Annotated in this window: 15 protein-coding genes; 8 read left to right on the top strand and 7 right to left on the bottom strand. The window is 65.1% G+C overall.

What is annotated here, in order from left to right; genetic code table 11:
• Positions 1–168 precede the first annotated feature (168 nt).
• The 3 genes from B5483_RS10270 to B5483_RS10260 all read left to right on the top strand — a co-directional run bounded on the left by B5483_RS10270 (position 169) and on the right by B5483_RS10260 (position 4,985).
• A complete protein-coding gene (locus tag B5483_RS10270) occupies positions 169–1,782 on the top strand; it encodes an alpha-amylase family glycosyl hydrolase (protein ID WP_079730380.1) in 1,614 nt (537 codons plus the stop codon).
• 84 nt (positions 1,783–1,866) lie between these two features.
• The gene (locus tag B5483_RS10265; RefSeq protein WP_079730236.1) at positions 1,867–3,144 is read left to right on the top strand and encodes a cation:proton antiporter; all 1,278 of its coding nucleotides are present in this window, start codon (positions 1,867–1,869) and stop codon (positions 3,142–3,144) included.
• A gap of 2 nt (positions 3,145–3,146) precedes the next feature.
• Entirely contained in the window at positions 3,147–4,985 is a 1,839-nt protein-coding gene (locus B5483_RS10260) for a DUF389 domain-containing protein (protein ID WP_079730235.1), read from the top strand.
• Positions 4,986–4,992: 7 nt separating this feature from the next.
• On the opposite strand, the gene B5483_RS10255 is transcribed toward B5483_RS10260, so the two are convergent.
• Both B5483_RS10255 and B5483_RS10250 read right to left on the bottom strand, forming a co-directional pair.
• A complete protein-coding gene (locus B5483_RS10255; RefSeq protein ID WP_054944383.1) occupies positions 4,993–5,349 on the bottom strand; it encodes a PilZ domain-containing protein in 357 nt (118 codons plus the stop codon).
• A gap of 168 nt (positions 5,350–5,517) precedes the next feature.
• Positions 5,518–6,873, bottom strand: coding sequence for a GntP family permease (locus B5483_RS10250; protein ID WP_176167996.1), 1,356 nt, complete (start codon positions 6,871–6,873; stop codon positions 5,518–5,520).
• Between the two features lie 212 nt (positions 6,874–7,085).
• On the opposite strand from B5483_RS10250, the gene B5483_RS10245 reads away from it, so the two are divergent.
• Entirely contained in the window at positions 7,086–8,390 is a 1,305-nt protein-coding gene (locus B5483_RS10245) for a cyclic di-GMP phosphodiesterase (protein ID WP_139383953.1), read from the top strand.
• A gap of 56 nt (positions 8,391–8,446) precedes the next feature.
• Here B5483_RS10245 and B5483_RS10240 read toward each other — a convergent pair whose 3' ends face one another.
• Both B5483_RS10240 and B5483_RS10235 read right to left on the bottom strand, forming a co-directional pair.
• Positions 8,447–10,228 carry an SLC13 family permease gene (locus tag B5483_RS10240; RefSeq protein WP_054944385.1) on the bottom strand — a complete coding sequence of 594 codons (1,782 nt, stop codon included), beginning with the start codon at positions 10,226–10,228 and terminating at the stop codon, positions 8,447–8,449.
• Between the two features lie 15 nt (positions 10,229–10,243).
• The gene (locus B5483_RS10235) at positions 10,244–11,809 is read right to left on the bottom strand and encodes a carbon-nitrogen hydrolase family protein (protein WP_079730232.1); all 1,566 of its coding nucleotides are present in this window, start codon (positions 11,807–11,809) and stop codon (positions 10,244–10,246) included.
• Between the two features lie 325 nt (positions 11,810–12,134).
• Here B5483_RS10235 and B5483_RS10230 point away from each other — a divergent pair, with 325 nt between their 5' ends.
• Complete coding sequence (locus tag B5483_RS10230) at positions 12,135–12,407, top strand: hypothetical protein (protein WP_054946013.1); 273 nt, start codon at positions 12,135–12,137, stop codon at positions 12,405–12,407.
• Here the strand turns inward: B5483_RS10230 and queF are convergent.
• Positions 12,404–12,865 carry a preQ(1) synthase gene (gene queF, locus B5483_RS10225; protein WP_079730379.1) on the bottom strand — a complete coding sequence of 154 codons (462 nt, stop codon included), beginning with the start codon at positions 12,863–12,865 and terminating at the stop codon, positions 12,404–12,406. The genes B5483_RS10230 and queF overlap by 4 nt on opposite strands.
• A 163-nt stretch (positions 12,866–13,028) precedes the next feature.
• Between queF and B5483_RS10220 the strand changes: the two genes are divergently transcribed.
• The 3 genes from B5483_RS10220 to B5483_RS10210 are packed head-to-tail and all read left to right on the top strand — an operon-like array spanning position 13,029 to position 16,622.
• The gene (locus tag B5483_RS10220) at positions 13,029–14,282 is read left to right on the top strand and encodes a hypothetical protein (protein ID WP_139383952.1); all 1,254 of its coding nucleotides are present in this window, start codon (positions 13,029–13,031) and stop codon (positions 14,280–14,282) included.
• A 22-nt stretch (positions 14,283–14,304) separates the two neighbouring features.
• Positions 14,305–15,525, top strand: coding sequence for a cystathionine beta-lyase (gene metC / locus B5483_RS10215; protein ID WP_054946011.1), 1,221 nt, complete (start codon positions 14,305–14,307; stop codon positions 15,523–15,525).
• Positions 15,522–16,622, top strand: a complete 1,101-nt coding sequence (locus B5483_RS10210) for a mechanosensitive ion channel family protein (RefSeq protein ID WP_079730230.1) — start codon at positions 15,522–15,524, stop codon at positions 16,620–16,622. Before metC ends, B5483_RS10210 begins: the two co-directional genes overlap by 4 nt.
• 18 nt (positions 16,623–16,640) lie before the next feature.
• Here B5483_RS10210 and B5483_RS10205 read toward each other — a convergent pair whose 3' ends face one another.
• Both B5483_RS10205 and B5483_RS10200 read right to left on the bottom strand, forming a co-directional pair.
• Positions 16,641–17,537 (bottom strand): GGDEF domain-containing protein, encoded by an 897-nt coding sequence (locus B5483_RS10205; protein ID WP_231634626.1) that lies wholly within the window; start codon positions 17,535–17,537, stop codon positions 16,641–16,643.
• A gap of 284 nt (positions 17,538–17,821) precedes the next feature.
• Positions 17,822–18,502 carry a helix-turn-helix domain-containing protein gene (locus B5483_RS10200; RefSeq protein ID WP_079730229.1) on the bottom strand — a complete coding sequence of 227 codons (681 nt, stop codon included), beginning with the start codon at positions 18,500–18,502 and terminating at the stop codon, positions 17,822–17,824.
• Positions 18,503–18,515: the final 13 nt, after the last annotated feature.

The raw sequence follows: 18,515 nt of genomic DNA, 5'->3' as shown, positions 1-18,515 counted from the left end.
TCGCCGATACGGGGGCGACACCCTCCTCTCGATCCCAATCTTCCGAAGACATGGCTAGCACAGCCCCGCCCCGCTACAAGTGCCATTGTGCACTGCCGCAAAAAATTTGCGCACGGCGTCAATCGGTGATCTATGTTCGCGCAGAGTCCTCAGCCGCGAAAGGTGCGCATGAGCCTGCCCGAGACCGCTACTGCGACGCCTTGGTGGAAGGGCGCCGTAATCTACCAGATCTACCCGCGCAGCTTCCAGGATTCGAATGGCGACGGCATCGGCGACCTGCCCGGAATCACCCGGCGGCTCGACCATGTCGCATCGCTGGGCGTCGACGCGATCTGGATCTCGCCCTTCTTCACCTCTCCGATGCGCGATTTCGGCTACGACGTGGCCGACTATTGCGATGTCGACCCGATCTTCGGCACCCTTGCCGACTTCGACGCGCTGGTCGAACGCGCGCACGGTCTGGGTCTCAAGGTCATCATCGACCAGGTCTATGCCCATACATCGGACCTGCACCCCTGGTTCACCGAGAGCCGCGCCTCGCGCAACGGCGACAAGGCCGACTGGTACGTGTGGCACGATCCCCGACCCGACGGGGGGCCACCCAGCAACTGGCAGTCCGTATTCGGCGGCCCGGCCTGGACCTGGGACGCGCGCCGCCGCCAGTACTACATGCACACGTTCCTCAAGGAGCAGCCGCAGCTCAACATGCATGAACCGGCAGTGCAACGGGCCGTGCTGGACGTCGCGCGGTTCTGGCTGGACCGGGGCGTCGACGGGTTCCGCCTCGATGCGCTGAACCACGCGATGCACGATCCGCTGCTGCGCAACAATCCGCCTGCCCCAGAGGACGGGCGCGTCCGGACCCGGCCCTTCGACTTCCAGCTCAAGACCTACAGCCAGTCGCACCCCGACATGGTCCACTTCGTGCGCAAGCTGCGCGCGCTTTGCGATGAATATGGCGCCGGCGCGATCCATACCGTGGCCGAGATCGGTGGCGATGAACCGCAGGCGGATCGACGGGCCTACACCGCAGGGAAAGACCGCCTGAACAGCGCCTACGGCTTCGACTTCCTCTATGCACCGCTGCTGAGCGCCGATGTTGTCGCCTCGACGCTGGAACGCTGGGCCGACGGGCCGGACGAAGCGGCAGGCTGGCCAAGCTGGGCCTTCGAGAACCACGACGCGCCGCGCGCCGTTTCGCGCTGGTGCGCCGAGGGCGACATGGCCCGTTTCGCCCGTACCAAGCTGGCCCTGCTGCTCGCCCTGCGCGGCAATGCGATCATCTACGAGGGCGAGGAACTGGGCCTCGAACAGGACACCATCCCCTACGAACTGCTGCAGGACCCGGAGGCAATCGCCAACTGGCCGCTGACGCTCTCACGCGACGGGGCCCGCACGCCGATGCCCTGGGACGAAAGCCCGCAAGGCGGGTTCACCACCGGCACGCCCTGGCTACCCCTCTCGTCCCGCAACCTCTCGCGCGCCGTCTCCGTGCAGGAACAAGACCCGGAAGCACTCCTGCAGTTCACCCGCAAGCTCCTGGCGCTGCGCAAGGCCCATCCCGCGCTACGGTTCGGCGATCTTACCGCGTGCCGGGCGCAGGGCGACCTGCTGTCCTTCACCCGCACCTTGGGTGAGACGCGTATCCTGTGCCTGTTCAACCTGGGCGCAGAGCCGGTCGCCTTGCCCGAACATGCACAGGGGGAAGTGCTGCTGCTCGTCAACGGCGACGGCGACGGCGCCCTTCCCGGCTTCGGCTCGATCTGGCTGGAACTGGGCTGACGCGGCGGCGCGCGAACGGCCACTCTCTCCGATTCTGTCCGCCCGAGCTAGGAAATCGTTGCAGGTCAGGCTAATGTCGCGTCCATGCATGACCTGACCGCGTTCGACGCCGCCGCGATCCTCATCGTCCTTGCTGCCGGGCTCGGTTACTTCAACTACCGCGTTCTCAAGCTGCCCTCGACCGTCGGACTGACGGTCATGGGCACGCTCGCCTCGCTGCTGATTGTCGCTTACGACAAGCTGGTGCCCAGCAGCACCATGGCCGAGAAATTCGGACGCTTCCTCAACGACATCGACTTCAGCACCACGCTGATGGAGGGGATGCTATCGTTCCTGCTGTTCGCCGGTGCGATGCACGTGAGCTGGTCGAACATGCGCAAGGGCCGCTGGCCGATCCTGGTCTTCAGTACCGTGGGCGTAATCCTGTCGACGGCAATCGTCGGCTTCGCCTTCCACTACCTGACCATGCTGCTCGGCCTCACCGTGCCCCTCATGTGGAGCCTCGTCTTCGGCGCGCTGATATCGCCGACCGACCCGGTCTCGGTCATGGCGGTGATGAAGCGTGCGGCCATGCCCGATACCCTGCAGGCCACGGTCGCAGGCGAGAGCCTGTTCAACGACGGTATCGGCGTCGTCGTCTTCACCATCCTGGTCTCGCTGGCGACCGGCGCCGAGACCTTCAGCTGGTCCTTCGCCATCGGCCACTTCGTGCAGGAAGCGCTGGGCGGCGCCGTGCTCGGCCTCGTGGTCGGCTGGATCGGCTACGTCGCGATGAAGTCCATCGACGAGTACAACATCGAGGCGATGATCAGCCTTGCCGTCGTCATGGGCGGCTACAGCATCGCCATGGCGCTCCATGTCAGCGGGCCAGTGGCGATGGCGGTCGCCGGTCTGATCATCGGCAATGCCGGTGTCGCCCATGCCATGAGCGACGTGACGCGCGACTACATCATCAAGTTCTGGGCTCTGATCGACGAGATCCTCAACGCCGTGCTGTTCCTGCTGATCGGCCTCGAGGTCATCGCACTCGAATTCGAGAACATCTACATGCTCGCCGGTCTGGGGGCGATCGTCATCGTGCTTATCGCCCGGATGATCGCGGTCGGCGTACCGCTGGCGGCCATGGAGAAGTTGATCGACATGGGCCCGCTGGCCTTTCCCACCCTGGTCTGGGGCGGGCTTCGCGGCGGCATCTCGGTCGCGCTCGCGCTTTCCCTCCCCGCCTCGATCATTCGTGACGAACTGCTGGTCGTCACCTACATCGTCGTGCTCTTCGCGGTTGTTGCGCAGGGCAGCACCATTTCCGGCCTGATCGGCCACATCAGGAACCGCCAGGCAACGGCCCCGGCACAGAAAGCCTGACCATGAACGATACTCCGACGGCCATGCCGGATGACCCTTTGCCGGGTCAGTCGAACCCGCCCGGCACCGACCGCCGATCCTTCCACGATGCACGCGAACCGAACGCCGAATTCGCGAAGAAGGTGGAAGCCGCGTGGAAGAAGCGGCCCATGTGGATCCGCCGCGCCGAGGCCTTCGTGCACCTCGTGCGCCTGCGCCTTGCCCATGCGGTGCTGCTGCCCCAGCTGACGCCGGATCAGGCCTACGACTTGCGCCAGCACGTGCGCAAGGACGGAGAACTGACCAACGGCTACATCCTGATGTGCGCCCTTGCCGCGGGCATCGCCACTCTCGGCCTGCTGCAATCCTCGACCGCAGTCGTCATCGGCGCAATGCTCGTCTCGCCGCTGATGGCCCCGATCGCATCGATGGGCTTCGGCTTCGCCTCGCTCGACGGCCACCGCATCCGCGACGCCGCCAAGGTCGTGGCGGTGGGCGCGGCCATCGGCATTCTCACCGGCATGCTGCTGACCTGGCTTTCGCCGATCCGCAACGCCACGCCGGAAATCCTCGCGCGTACCGAGCCCAACCTGCTCGACCTTGCCGTCGCCTTGTTCTCCGGGATCGCGGGTGGCTATTCGACGGTAATCGGCAAGGGCGGAACCGCCATCGGCGTTGCCATCGCGACCGCGCTGATGCCGCCACTGACCGTCGTGGGCTATGGCATCGGCGTGTTCCAGCCGATGTTCGCGATGGGCGCGCTGCTGCTGTTCCTGACCAACCTCGCCGCGATCACTTTTGCCTTTGCGCTTATCGCGCGCCTTTCCGGGGCCGCTCGCCCGTTCGGCAAGGTGGAATGGACGCCGCGCTACGTGACCATACTTGTCGCGGCCTTCCTCGCGCTCGGCACGCCGCTGTCGATGACGCTGATGAAGCTGTCGACCGAGGCCAAGATCCGCACCGCCGCGCGAGCTGCGATCCTGCAGGCCTGCGGGACCAAGGGCGTCACCATCGCCCAGCTCGACGTCAAGTCCAGCGTATTCAGCGCGCCATCGGTGGACGCCCTGGTGATCGCCCGCCGCTATACCTCCAACGCCGAGGCATCTGCCGAGGAACTGATCCACAAGGCGCTGGGCGACGAAGTGACGATCAATCTCCAGCAGGTCCTGGCCGCCGACGTGCAGGCCCAGACCCGTGCCATGGTCGACGCCGCCATGGAGCGCACCGCAGCCGGCATCGCTGCAGACGTTCCGCCATTCAATGCCATCCGCCAGAGCGTGGGCCTGCCGACACGCTCAGTCTGGAGCGACCGCGCCCAGCGCATGGTCTACGTCGAGCCGATTCCTGCGCCAGGCTGGACCCTGGCGGACTATCGCACGACCGAACAGGCCACGAGCAAGGAGACGCAGGGCTGGACGGTCAGGATCGTGCCGCCGGCACAGGCCGAAATGGAAGTCGCCCTTTCCGGCGAGAACGGCATGAAACACCCGGAAGGCGCGATTTCCGCCGATCTGGCGCTATGGGCCCTGCAACGCTGGGGCATGGCCAGGGTCACGGTTTCGAGTGGCGACGAGGAACACCTTGGCGCGCTGGTGAAGTTCTTCTCCGATGCCGGGATCGAAGTGCATATCCGGCATCTTGTGCCCGACCCCGCCGCCTCGCCGAAGCCGAAGGGCGCGGAAATACCGAAACAGCCGCAGGACGGGGAAAGCCAGGGGCTGGTGCCAACGGCAACCGTCAGCGTCTACGGTCAGAGCCCTTCGCAGCAGGCTGCCGAAGCCGCACGGGCTGCCGCACAGAAGGCGGCAGCGGAGAAAGCCGCATCACCGAAGGCCGCGGCGCAGCAGACTTCGGGGCGATAGACCGCTCTCAGGCAGTCATCCGAAGTGGCGGCGAAGCCGAATTGCGCACCGAAGTCAGGAACGTGCGGTGGTTGCGGTGCAGGTGCTCGACGACCGGCGCATAGAGTGGCTGGACGAAGCGGATGCCAGCCTCGCGGCCAATGACCCAGCGCACTTCGCCACCCAGTCCTTCGAGCATTTCGGGGCGGACCACGACGATGTCGCCGACCCGCAAGTTCACCGCGCAGCTCTTGATTCGGCAACCGCCGGTGGAAATGTCGTAGACCATCACCTGGTCGCGAAACCCGTTGCGCAGGCGGCAGACGGCAGGGACCATGACGGACAACCTCTCTGCCTGGCGCGATGCGCGATCACCCTGATCCATTCCTGTAACTCCGACCCGTTTTTCTCTGCCGGGAAGATGCGACCCTTCGCCCGGCTCATGATCGGATAGGACGGCGACGGCGAAACAAGGTTAATAAGGGCAGGCCCTGAGTTCACCCTTAGGATTGCAGGAATACCGAGGGTCCGGCGGGCTGCCCGCCGGTTCCCGTCAGCTTATCGCAAAGAGCGCGATCGCGACGGCAAGGCCGATCGTCGGCACCACGACGGTCAGCAGCCCCACGGCGGGATAGGCGTCGCGGTGGGTCTCCCCGCAGATCGCCCGGATCGTCGTTACCACGTAGCCGTTGTGCGGCAGGCTATCGAGCGCGCCGCTGGCGATGGCCACGGTCCGGTGGAGTTGCGAAGGGTCCGCGCCCATGGCCAGATAGCCGGGTGCCAGCAAGGGCAGCGCGATCGACTGGCCGCCCGAAGCAGATCCGGTAAGCCCCGCGATCACGGTCACCGCAATGGCCGCGCCGATCAGCGGATCGCCCGGCAGGTGCTGGACGGCATCGAGCGCCGCCTGAAATGCGGGCGACAGCGATGCCACGGCCCCGAAACCGACGACCGCGCAAGTATTGGTGATCGCCACCACCGCCCCGGTCGCCCCGCGCGAAAACGCGGCGGGCATGGCCCCGCGCGAGCGCAGGCCGATCAGGACCGCGATTGCCGTGCCCGCGCCCAGCGCGACGACCAGCGCCCATTTGCCCAGCGACGCGCCGGGCAGCAGCGCCGCCAGACCGGCTATCGCCTGCGGATACTGGAAAAGCATGAAGACGCCGAGAACCGCGACAAGCGGCAGGATGCACAACAGCGGATGGGGCAAGTGCCGGTCGGCGGAACTGGTATCGTCGCCCGGCCTGCTCTCGAAGCGCTCACCGCGCGCCACGGCCCGCTTCACCATGCGGTCGAGCAGGAAATAGCCAAGCCCCGCCATCAGCACCGCAACGACGAGGCTGACCTGCCAGCCGGCATAGGCGTCGGTGCCCAGATACTGCATCGGGATCAGGTTCTGGATCTCGGGAGAGCCCGCGCTCGTCATCGTAAACGTTACCGATCCGAAGCACAGCGCGCCGGGGATGAAGCGGCGCGGCATGTCAGCCTCGCGGAACAGGTGGACGGCCAGGGGATAGACCGCGAAGCCGACGATGAAGACCGACACGCCCCCGTATGTGAGGATGGCGCAGGCCGCGACGACCGCAAGCACGGCATGGCGGATGCCGATTTTCCGCACGACCCAGTGCGCCACGCTGGCTGCCGCACCGCTGGCGCCCATGACTTCGCCGAAGATCGCGCCCAGCAGGAACATCAGGAACCAGTCGCCGAAGAAGCCGGTGAAGCCTTTCATGTAGGCGGTCGCGAAATCCGGCGCGCCTTCGGCGGCGAGCGGGGGCAGCCACGCCAGTCCGCTCGTCCACGCGACGATCGCGGCGGCAATCGGCCCGGCAAGGAGGATGTTCACGCCCCGCACGGTCATCCAGATCAGCAGGATCAGGGCTCCTGCAAGACCGATGGCACTGATCAAGACCTCATCCTCCCTTAAGCATTTCGCATCTTCGGCGAACGCGCGCATCCCTTGCGAATTTATCGCGCGTTGTCCTTATGTTGCAGGGCCGGTCGAGGCTTGTCCATGAGGCAATGCAACAGTTGGTTAAGCGACCGTTACCCAAAGAAACCATAACCTCTCTTAACGCTATGCGCCCAAACCTGCCGTCATTGACAAAACTTGGCGGTCGCATGGCGTTAAAGAAAATTTCCACGTCCCAGGTCGAACTGGGCATGTTCATTCACGGTTTTCAGGGGAACTGGCTAAGCCATCCCTTCTGGAAGGCCCGCTTCGTCGTGGCTGACGAAGACAAGCTGGAGACCCTGCGGGCAAGCAAGCTGGACGCCATCATCATCGACACCGATCGCGGAATCGACGTGCCAGCGAACGAAGACAGGGCCACGGCGACCGTGACTTCCGCGCCGCGCCCGAACGGCACCATGCAGGCCCGGCAGTTCGAACGGCGCACGATACCCCGTCCTGCGCCTGTGATTGCGCGACCGGCGGGCGGCGATTCCGCGGCGTTCCGTTCCGGTCCGGTCCCGGTGGCACGCGAATTCGGCAAGGCCCGACAGACCGCGGGCAAGGCCCGCAAGGTCATCTCCAAGGTCTTCCTCGAAGCGCGCCTCGGCAAGGCGCCGCGCGTCGCCGAAGTGACACCCGTGGTCGAGGACATCTATGCTTCGATCCAGCGCAATCCCTACGCCTTTTCCGGCCTGATGCGCTGCAAGGCGGAAAGCGAGACGATCTACCAGCACATGCTCTCGGTCAGTGCGCTGATGATCTCGCTGGCCCGCCAGATGAGGCTTTCGCCCGCCGACACGCGCAATGCCGGAATGGCCGGACTGCTGCTCGATGTCGGGGTGAGCCGGCTCTACGTCAATATTGACCCGCATGAAGGGGGCATCAGCGCGATCCCGAGCGACGTCTGGCACCGCCATCCCTACATCGGCAAGGACCTGCTCGAAGCGGCCGGGGAAGTGCCCGAGGAGGTGCTGCACGCTGTCATGCGCCATCACGAAAGGCTGGACGGAACCGGCTTTCCGCAGAACCTTACCGGCTCGCAGATCGACACGCTCTCGCGCATGGCCGCCGTGTGCGACACGTACGACCACATCGTCTCGGGCATGCTCAACGGGCATGCGGCGGACCCTGCCAACGCCATGCAGGAACTGATCGAGATGCGCGACGTGTTCGACGGTGAGGTGCTGGACCGCTTCGTCGAGGCGCTGGGTGTCTACCCGGTCGGCTCCTTCGTGCTGCTGCGTTCGGAACGCATTGCCATGGTGATCGACCAGAACCCCGAGGAACCGGCCGCACCGACCGTGCGCACCTTCTATTCGCTGGCGAACCGCAAGCGCATCGTTCCCAAGACGATCGTGCTGTCCAACTGCTTCGGCGAGGACGCGATCATCGGCGTGGAATCGCTGGACGGGCTGGGGCTGCCCCCGGTGGAGGAACTGCGCGAGCAGATCCTGACCGGCAAATCATCTTAGGAAGAGACAGCCGTCTTCCCTGCCAGCGTGGGGATGACGGCTGATTTTTCTCTCGCTCAGATCCCGTACCAGTAGACCAGCGTCGTCGAGAGCGCGGCAACCATGATCAGCACCAAAGGGATTCCCGAGCGCAAGTAGTCCGCGAAACGGTAGTCGCCCTCGGTCAGGATCATCATGTTGGTCTGGTAGGCGACCGGGGTTGCGTAACACAGGTTGCAGCCGAACAGCACCGCCAGCACCAGCGGCTCTGGCGGCAGGTTGAGCTGGCTGGCGATGTTGAAGGCGATCGGGGTGCCCACAGCCGCTGCCGCAGTGTTCGAGGCGAAGTTGGTGAGCATGGTGACGAAGACCATGATCGCGGCCAGCACTCCGGCGGGCGGCAGGTACTGGAGGCCGGTTGCCAGCAGGCCGCCCATCCATGCCGCGGCGCCGGAAACGAGGATGAACTTGCCCAGCGCAATGGAAGCGGCGACGAGGACGATGACCTGCGCGGACAGCGCGCGCCCCACTCTCTCGAACCGCACGCACCCGGTCACGAACATCAGGATCGCACCGGCCAGCGAGGAAATCGCGATCGGTACAAGACCGACGCTGGCGAGGCCGACCGCGCCGGCCATGATCGCCAGAGCCACCGGGGCCTTGGTCGAACGCGTCACCTCCTGCCCGCCTTCCAACTGCAGCAGGCCGTCGCTCTCGGCAAAGCGGCGCAGGTCGCCCGCCATGCCCATGACGAGCAGAACGTCGCCTTCCATCATCGGCGCATCGGGCGAATGCAGGCGGGTATCGCGAAACGGCTGGCGCGCATGGTGGATGCCCAGCAGCGCCACGCCGACGAAACCTGCCGTCTTGGGCGTCAGGCCGATCAGGCGGCTGTCGGGCGCGATGATCATCTCGGCAACCATAAGGTCATCGCCGGTGCGGCTGGAATTGGACCGGATGCGCTCCAGCAACCATGTCGGCGCCAGCTTGGCGGAGAGCTTGCGGGCCGCCTCCTGCAGGTCTTCCAGCGTACCCGAGGCCATGACCCGCCGGTCGACCGAGCCGTTCGCACCGGCCGGCAACCAGACGCTCACGCCCGCGGGCACGTTGCCGCGCACTTCCTCGATGGTCTTGCCGCGCATCGGCGAGTCGCCCTCGACCCGCAGCTTGGCAAGGAAGGTGCGACTTTCGACCGCCACGGCCTTGGTATTGTCGGGCAGCAGCCGCGGCATGACCAGCCAGATATAGGGCAGCGCGACGACCATCGCGCACAGGACAATCGGCGTGAAATGAAACACCGTGAGCGTCCTAAGCCCCAGATCCTGCGCGATCGAGACGACCAGCAGGTTCGTTGAGGTGCCGATGGTGGTCGCCATGCCGCCGATCAGGATGGCGGCATTGACCGGGATCAGCGTCTTCGATGCCGGCATGCCCCCGCGCCCGGCCAATTGCGCCAGGATCGGAATCATCAGCACGAGCACCGGAGTATCGTTTATGATCATCGACAGGAACATGCACATGACCACGGTCAGCAGCAGCCCAAGCGGCTGGTTGTACTGCCATACCCTGGCCAGCGCCCGCGCCGCAGGATCCAGCGAGCCGGTCACGACCAGCCCCCGCCCGAGGATCATCAGCGAACAGATCGTCACCAGCGCGTAGTGCCCGAAGCCTTCGAAGGCGAGCGCCAGACCTGCGTACTTGTCCTGTCCGGGCATCGGCAGGACGTAGAGCAGCAGGGCAATTGCACCGATCGTCAGCAGCGAGACGATCTCGACCCGCAAGCTGCCGTTGGCAAAGCCGTAGAACATCCCCAGCGCGATGAACAATGCGCCGAAGGCGTGAAGGTCTGGCAAGGCCATGGCGGTTTCCCGGCCTCAGGCCTGCTGCTGCGTCCATTCGACCCGGTAAAGGTCGAAGCGACGGTCGCGCAGGTTCTGGACGGTTCCCGACTGACGCGCCGTCAGCAGGGAATCGAGCGATAGATCGGCAATGGCAATGGTCTCGGTATTGGCCGGGGCATGGGCAGCCACACCATCGCGCGAGAACGGGAAATCCGACGGCGTCAGGATTGCGCTTTCGGCATAGTGGACATCCATGTTCTCGACGTTCGGCAGGTTGCCGACGACGCCCGAGGTAATGACGTAGACCTGGTTCTCCACCGCACGCGCCTGACAGCAATAGTGTGCGCGCAGGAAGCCGCGCCGCTCATCGGTGCAGAACGGCACGAACAGCATCAGCGCACCCTGGTTGACGAGGTGGCGCGCCAGTTCAGGGAATTCGCTGTCGTAGCAGATCATCACCCCGATCGGTCCGCAGTCGGTCGGGATCACGTTGGCGCCATAGCCGCCCTGGATGTTCCACCACCTGCGCTCCGAGGGCGTGGGATGGAGCTTTTCCGATTGATGCACGGCGCCGTCGCGCAGGAAGGTATAGCCGATGTTGCGGATCTCGCTGCCGCCGCCTTCGCGCTTCACCTTGGTCGGGTGCGAACCGCCGATGATGTTGACGTTGTAGCTCACCGCCATGCGCGACATGAACTCGACGAAGCGGTCGGTATAGGTAGCGACTTTCTCGATTGCCTGCGCCGGCTGCAGCTTCTTCTCCTCGATGGAGAGGAGTTCGAGCGTGAACAGTTCGGGGAAGACCACGAAGTCGGATTCGTAGTCCGATGCAACGTCGACCCAGTACTCGACCTGTTCCTCGAACTGGTCGATCGTCTCGATCTTGCGCATCATGAACTGGACGGTCGCCACGCGCACCGAGCTGGGCACCCGTTCCTTCAGGCCTGGCACGGCCTTGCCGGTATCGCGCGGGGCAAGCGGATTGGTCCAGTACATCAGGACCGCGTAGCCGCCGGATTCCTTGTCGTTCGGAATGTAGTCCGGCATGATCCCGCGCGGCTCGTACCCCTCGTTCATCTGGAACAGGATGACCTGGTCGCGCACCTTCTTGTCGCGCACGGCCTGCACGTAGTCGGCCGGATTGGGATACTGGCGCCGACGGCGGGCGTAGCCGGGCATGCGACCGGCAAAGGCGATGCCCTTCAGCTCGAAATGCTGGCAGAGTTCCTTGCGCTTGCGATACAGGCGCTGGCCGATGCGCAGTCGGCGGAAATCGGGATCGACGCAGACCTCGAAGCCGTAGAGGACATCGCCATCGACGGCCGGCGGGCGGCCATAGCCGCCATTGCTGATCTCTTCCCAGGTATGTGGCTTGAATGCGAGTTCCGCGCTGACGATCATCGTCGCGCAGTGGCCGACGATCTTGCCCTCGTACTCAGCGACGAACTGGCCTTCGGGAAAGTTGATGAGCTGGCCGCGGATTTCCGCGCGGGTGAAGGAATCGGCCTTGCCATAGACCTTGATGGACAACCGCGCGATGGCCGGGGCATCGGCAACCGTCGCAGGGCGAATGATGAGTTTGGCTTTGGTGTGATCCATGTGCCGCCTTCTTACGCGCAGCCGCGCGCCGGGTTCCAGTGCCTATTGCATAGAAAGGAAAAAATCCGCGGTCCGGGCCATCGAAGTTGTGGCCGCACAATGCCGTTGCGGACTGTGGCATTTCTCACGCGCAACCATGGGGTGTTGCGCACATCGCGAACCGCAGTTTCCGCCTACAAACAGGATGCGTGCTGCAAGTTGCAATGCACCCCCGGAACCAACGTCCTGAACGACAATGCTTTTTCGGGGACGACAATTTTTCTTGGGCCGACCGGGATACTTTTACGCATCCGCTCCGTTGTTCTTGGTGAAAGGAGACATATGCATGAGTGCTACACTGATCGCCCTGGCCCTGTTCGGCTGCAGTGACGACGGGAGCGCCTGCGAACGCCTCCGCATGCCGGTGGAAACCTATCAGACCCGCGCCCAATGCACGGCAAAGCTCGACGATGCGCTGGGCAGCGATGCCGCCATGCGTGCCGAGTTCCCCACGGTTTATGCGCAATGCCTGTCGAGCCGGCAGCTTTCGATGCTGGGCTCCGGCACGGTCGACCTGCGCCGCGTCAACGGCGTGAATTTCGCTTCTGCAGGCCTTTAACCGCGTCCGCGGTAGCTCTGCACGCCCTGATCCGGGACCCAGAGCCCTTCGGGAACCGGGCCCGACTGCCAGAACACATCGATGGGGATGCCCCCACGCGGATACCAGTAGCCGCCGATGCGCAGCCAACGTGGCTTCATCTCGTCGAACAGGCGCTGGCCAATGCCGACCGTGACGTCCTCGTGAAAGCCGCTGTGATTGCGGAAGGAGCCGAGGAAAAGCTTGAGGCTCTTCGATTCCACGATGGTCTCGCCCGGCGCATAGTCGATCACGAGATGCGCGAAGTCGGGCTGGCCGGTGACCGGGCACAACGAGGTGAACTCCGGCGCGGCAAAGCGGACCATGTACAGGGAACCGGCGCGCGGATTGGGCACATAGTCCAGCACCGCTTCGGTCGGGGACGCGGGAAGCGCGCTCTGCTGGCCAAGGTGAAGGGGGTTCGCGGGTGTTTCGCTCATGCCTCGGCCATGACGCGAACGCGCCGCGATGACAAGCATGATGTGCCATCCTCGGGAGCAAACGCAGCCGGTTTGGCGGCAGGTCGGAACGGCTCGGCGCGCAGAGCGCGCGCATTAACTTTCGGTTCAGCGGACTTGCTGTGATGGCTCGCGCATGAGGGGCTTGAACGGGACTCACACTCGCATCACTCTGGCGCTGCTGATCGCAGGCTCGCCTGCCATAGGCCATGCCCAGGCGATCGGCTCATGGAGCCTGCCGGAACCCGACTCGACCTCCAGCGCCCCTGCGCCGCAAGGGCCGGTCGACGCCCAGAACCCCATCCTCCGGCCGGAAGCCGGTGAGTCCACCCCCGGCCCCGCTCCATCGGCCAAGCCTGCGGCGAAGCCGACGCCGGCTCCGCTGATCACCGCGGCACCGCCGCCACCCGCCGAGCCCACCGCCCGCACGACGGCCAAGCCTGCCCCGCCCAAGGCGACCACACCTTCGCTGCGCCCTGTGACGCAAGCTCCGGCCCCGGAACCGACTGCAAGCGATAGCTCTGGCCCCGTCGAGCCCGCTGCTCAGCCCGAGCTGCTCCCGACGCGGCAGACAACCGAGCCTGAAACTGCCGGGGCCGAGCACCCGTCCTGGCCCGCATGGTGGTGGACCCTTCCCGCAGGCATCGCCGCGATTGCCCTGGCGCTGTTCCTTCTGCGTCGGCGCCGTCCGCAGGAAGAGGAATGGGCAGACACCGGCGAAGCCGTTGCCGAAGCGCAAGCCGAAAGCTCCCCGGCCGCGCGCCCGCTCGATTCCGCGTCGAGGCGCCCGCTGCCCGAACCTGCCTTCACGCCGGCTCCGCCCAAACCGGTCGCACCGCCCAAACCGGCCCCTGCCACCGTCAAGGCCAGCCCTGCGCTGATTTCCGTCGATCTCGAACCGGTCGCGATGCGGCTCTCGCTGTTTTACGCCACGCTGCAGTACCGCCTGACGCTCAGTGCCGAAGAGGCTCGCGGGCCGATCACGGTATCGGGCGACATGATTTCCGCCCACGCTTCGTTGTCACCGGAGCAGCAGCTGGGACCGCAAGTGCAGGACATGGCCCGGCGTCATGACCTCCAGGCCCTTGCGGCCGGCGAGCCCGTGCAGCTCAAGGGCGAGATCCAGCTCCCGCTTTCCGAGATCCGTGCCATGCGCCAGGGCGACGCGGCGCTGTTCGTTCCGCTGGTGCGCCTGTGCCTGACAGGGCCAGATGGACTGGCGCTGCGCCGCGTCTTCACGCTCGGAATTCCGGGCGGCGGCGCCGGCCTGTCACCCTTGCGCACTGACACCGGCCCGCGCACCTTCGAGCCGCTTGCCGCCCGCGAAATCGAGGCCGCGCGGCAAATACCCTTGCAAACGGAGACCTTGCCTCTCGACCCCCAACGCGCAGCGGGCTAGGCTTCTCCGCGCGACAGCGGAGATGATCTTGAGCGATACAACGGGGCTGAAAAACAAGGCACATGCCACCAGGCTGGTCGGAGCCGGCCGACGTAGGGAATGGACCGGGGCGGTGGTCAATCCGCCGGTCTGGCGGGCCAGTACGCACTTGTACGACAGCACGAAGGACCTGGCGGAAGGGCCGCGCCGCAACGAGGACGGCCGCTTCTTCTACGGCAGGCGCGGCGCACCCACGCAGTGGGCCCTGTGCGATGCGCTGACCGAGATCGAGCCCGGTGCCGCCGGAACGGTGCTTTACCCATCGGGCGTGGCGGCCATAGCCGGCGTGCTGCTGACCCTGCTGCGCCCCGGAGACGTCCTGCTGATGACGGACAACGCCTATGACCCGAGCCGGGCCATGGGCAAGGGCCTGCTCCATGATCTCGGCGTCGAGACCCGCTTCTTCGACCCGCTCGACCTGCCCGCCTACGAGGCCCTGTTCTGCGAGAAGACGCGCGCGGTCCTTCTCGAGGCGCCGGGCAGCCTCTCGATGGAAGTGTGCGACGTGCCCGCCCTCGCCCGCATCGCCCGCGAAAAGGGCGCGGTGTCCGTACTCGACAACACATGGGCCAGTCCGCTGGGCTTTGCCGCGCTCGAAAAGGGCGTGGACGTCACCCTCATGGCCCTCACCAAGCATGTCGGCGGCCACTCCGACCTGATGATGGGCAGCGCCAGCGCCGGGCCCGAGCTTTACGCGAAACTGCGCCAACGCGCGCAGCAACTGGGCACCGTCGTCTCGCCCGACGACGCATCGCTGGCCCTGCGCGGCCTGCGCACGCTCAACTTGCGGCTCAGGCAGGAAACCGCCTCTGCCCTCGCCATTGCCGAGTGGCTGTCAAAGCGCCCCGAGATCGCGCAGGTCCTGTGCCCGATGCTGCCCGGATCGACCGGCCACGAATTCTGGAAGCGCGACTTCACCGGCGGCTGCGGCCTGTTCAGCTTCACTTTCAGGGGCGGCGACGGAGCAAGCCGCAACCGCTTCATCGATGCACTGGAGCTGTTCGGGATCGGCTATTCCTGGGGCGGCTACGAAAGCCTCGCCCTTCCCATAGAGCCCGCGCACTATCGCACCTGCATGGCCTGGCCGCCGCGCGGCGGCGATCCGCAGGACTGCCACGGCGTGCGCCTGTCGATCGGGCTGGAAGACCCGGACGACCTCATCGCCGACATCGAACAGGCGCTCGCTCGGATGCAAGGATCGTGAGCGCTCCGCTCGATCCCGCGGCGACCGGCTCGCCTCTGGCCGACTCGACCGGCGCGACCGATCCCGGCGTACTGATCCCCGCACCCTCGCCCACCCCGATGGACGATCAGGCGATCGCCGGTGCCGAAGGGCTCAAGAACGCCGTCGCTTCGAAAAGCGGCACCATCGGCGACATCATCAACTCGCTGGACAGTCTCGCGGTCCAGGTTGGCGGCACGCGCATTTCGGTGTGGGACCTGATCGTCGTCATGCTGGTCCTAGCCCTCGTGATCACGATCGCCTGGGCTGCCAGCAAGTTCGCCGCCAGGGTCATAGGCCGCATGAGCCGGCTCGACACGACCCAGCATCTCCTCGCCGAGAAGATGGTCAGCCTCGTCATCTGGGGCATTGCCATCCTCGTGGGCATCGATGTCCTAGGCATCGACCTGACCGCCTTCGCGGTTTTCTCGGGCGCCTTCGGCCTGGCCATCGGTTTCGGCCTCCAGAAGACCTTCGGCAACCTGATCGCCGGGATCATCCTGCTGATGGACAAGTCGATCAAACCGGGCGACGTCATCGCCATTACCGATCAGGCGGGCAATTCCACCTTCGGCCAGATCCGCCGCATCGGCATCCGCGCCGTCTCGCTCACGACGCGCGACCAGAAGGAATACCTGATCCCCAACGAGAACCTGATGATCAATCAGGTGGAGAACTGGTCCTACTCGTCCAAGAACGTGCGCATCCAGGTGCCGGTCGGCATTTCTTACAATGCCGATATCGTGAAGGCCGAGGAACTGATGCTGGAAGCGGCGCGCGGCGTGAAGCGCATCCTGGCGGCACCGCCGCCCACCGCATGGCTGGAATCCTACGGCGACAGCTCGGTCAATTTCATCATCCACTGCTGGATCACCGATCCCGAGGAAGGCACCGGAAACGTGCGCTCGGCGGTTCTCAAGAACCTGTGGCACCTGTTCCACGAGCACGGCATCGAGATCCCGTTCCCGCAGCGCGACATCAACTTGCGCCAGAACGAAGCCTTGCGCGACCTGATCGAGGCCATGCGCGAGAGCAAGGCAAGCAATGGGAAGAAAGCGGAAACCGGTCCGGAAGCCTGATCCGTCCGTCCGGGACGGTCAGTGCGTGGCGACCGGCCGTTCCTTTTCCAGTTCGAGGCGGTTGCGCCCCTTCGCCTTGGCGCAGAACAGCGCAAGCTCGGCACGCTCGATGGTCCGGTCGAGATTGTCGCCGATATGGGCGATGCTGGCACTGGCGGTGATGGCAAAGCGGCTTTCGCCCACCTTCTGGCGCAGTTCGGCCAGCGTCGTCACCACGCGGTGGCAGATTGCCTGCGCCTGCTCGGTCGAAGTGCGCGGGAGGAGCACGGCGAAGCGCTCCGAACCGATCCGCGAAATGATATCCTCGGCCCGCAGCATCTCGCGAAGCAGTTCGGCGAAGACCTGCAGGACCTCGTCCCCGGTCGACTGGCCGTACTTCATGTTGATGGTGCGGAAGAAGTCGATGCTGAACAGCGCCAGGCACCCGTCCATGTTCGATTCGATCATGTGCTCGAGCATCGAAATGAAGGCGGCGCGGTTGGTAAGGCCGGTTAGCGGATCGGTATAGGTTGCGGCGAACAGCTGGTCCTTGAGCTGGCGACGCTCGTCAATGCTGCGCATGATGCTGAGCGCACCATAGATTTCACCCCCTTCGTCACGCAAAGCGCGGGCCTGGATCTCGAACCAGTGCTGGCGTTCGTCTGCAGTGACAGCCGGGAATTCGACCCACTTCCCCGGCTCGCGCCCGTCGAGTGCATCGCTCAGCGCGCGGCTGACGATGTCGCGGTGCGAGCTTTCGACGATGTCGAGCAGGTTGGGCGAGATCAGCGAGCCGGGAATGCGGAAGCCAAGCCGCTCAAACGCTGGCGAGGCATGGACGATGAAGCCTTCACGGTCCGTCTTCAGGATCACGTCGGAACTGCTGTCGGCCAGCAGCCCGTAAAGTGCCGAAGTCTCCTGTACCGTGAAATTCATGCCCATCGTCATAAGCCCCGGACTCTCGCTTCCTACTGGACCGGAAAGCACTTGGGGGCATTGCCCCGCTGCACACTTCCGTCCGACAACTGACAGAAACATCCGTCGCGTTAGCCCTGTTGCCTAACGAAACTAAATATTTCCTTAATATTCAGTTATTTAACATCGAAAAACGGAACGGAAAAGCGGGATTCTCCGGGGCTGGACCGGTTAACCATCTTTTATGCACAAGACTTACCGGGCCCCACCCCTCCAAGCCTCTGAATCTTGGGAAAGATGGCGCGTCACAGCTCGATCATGATCTTGATCTTTTCCGGAGTCGTCTCGACCGCCTCGGCAATCTGGCTGCGGCAACGGGCGATCAGTTCTGGCAGGCCGACGATCGTGCGAGTCGGCTTGAGATCCGACGCAGTTACGCCCAAAGCCTGGGCGATCGGCTCGATGCGATCCTCGATCGGGCGCGCACGGTCCTGTTCCCAGGCCCATACGGTCGGTTTGCTGACGCCCAGCTTTTCGGCGAGTTCGCCCTGGGTCATGCCGCGCAGCTTGCGCAGGCGATGCAGGCGTTCGCCCAGCGTTTCGCCGCCGATCGCGGCAACGCCCTGAACCTTGGCCGCGCCGTCTGCCTCGGCGCCCGGCTCGACCGCGCCGCGCAACTGGGCCGCGCTCAGCGCGAAAGCGGAAAGCGGCTTGTCGAAGCTGCAGCCGTAGAGCGCGCCGCTGGCCCACTCCACCGTTGCGTGGACCTGGCCAGCTTCGGGGAAATCGAGGTCGATGGCCTCGCCGATCTCCAACTCGGTCCTGCTCTCCATGAGCATGCCCGATTCGGAGAGGTTGTGGATGACGACAGAGGTCTCGGCACCGGACTCCAGCGCCCCTTGCGCTTCCAACCGCAGCTTGCGCCTGTGCGCGCGCGGTCGGGCCGCATCGACCGGTACTTCATCGAATTGGGCGGCAATGGCCATGCACGTAACCTCC

This window comes from Novosphingobium mathurense (genome assembly GCF_900168325.1).
GTDB classification, from domain to species: Bacteria; Pseudomonadota; Alphaproteobacteria; order Sphingomonadales; family Sphingomonadaceae; genus Novosphingobium; species Novosphingobium mathurense.
Note: the sequence above shows the minus strand (reverse complement) of the source record. Positions and strands in the feature narration are given on the sequence as shown.

Bases quoted from the DNA above. Each gene is read 5' to 3' on its own strand.
- B5483_RS10230 (WP_054946013.1), top strand. From the start codon at position 12,135: ATGAGTGCTACACTGATCGCCCTGGCCCTGTTCGGCTGCAGTGACGAC.
- B5483_RS10240 (WP_054944385.1), bottom strand. From the start codon at position 10,228: ATGGCCTTGCCAGACCTTCACGCCTTCGGCGCATTGTTCATCGCGCTG.
- B5483_RS10235 (WP_079730232.1), bottom strand. From the start codon at position 11,809: ATGGATCACACCAAAGCCAAACTCATCATTCGCCCTGCGACGGTTGCC.
- B5483_RS10255 (WP_054944383.1), bottom strand. From the start codon at position 5,349: ATGGATCAGGGTGATCGCGCATCGCGCCAGGCAGAGAGGTTGTCCGTC.
- B5483_RS10205 (WP_231634626.1), bottom strand. From the start codon at position 17,537: ATGAATTTCACGGTACAGGAGACTTCGGCACTTTACGGGCTGCTGGCC.
- metC (WP_054946011.1), top strand. From the start codon at position 14,305: ATGATCTTGAGCGATACAACGGGGCTGAAAAACAAGGCACATGCCACC.
- queF (WP_079730379.1), bottom strand. From the start codon at position 12,865: ATGAGCGAAACACCCGCGAACCCCCTTCACCTTGGCCAGCAGAGCGCG.
- B5483_RS10270 (WP_079730380.1), top strand. From the start codon at position 169: ATGAGCCTGCCCGAGACCGCTACTGCGACGCCTTGGTGGAAGGGCGCC.
- B5483_RS10200 (WP_079730229.1), bottom strand. From the start codon at position 18,502: ATGGCCATTGCCGCCCAATTCGATGAAGTACCGGTCGATGCGGCCCGA.
- B5483_RS10260 (WP_079730235.1), top strand. From the start codon at position 3,147: ATGAACGATACTCCGACGGCCATGCCGGATGACCCTTTGCCGGGTCAG.
- B5483_RS10245 (WP_139383953.1), top strand. From the start codon at position 7,086: ATGGCGTTAAAGAAAATTTCCACGTCCCAGGTCGAACTGGGCATGTTC.
- B5483_RS10265 (WP_079730236.1), top strand. From the start codon at position 1,867: ATGCATGACCTGACCGCGTTCGACGCCGCCGCGATCCTCATCGTCCTT.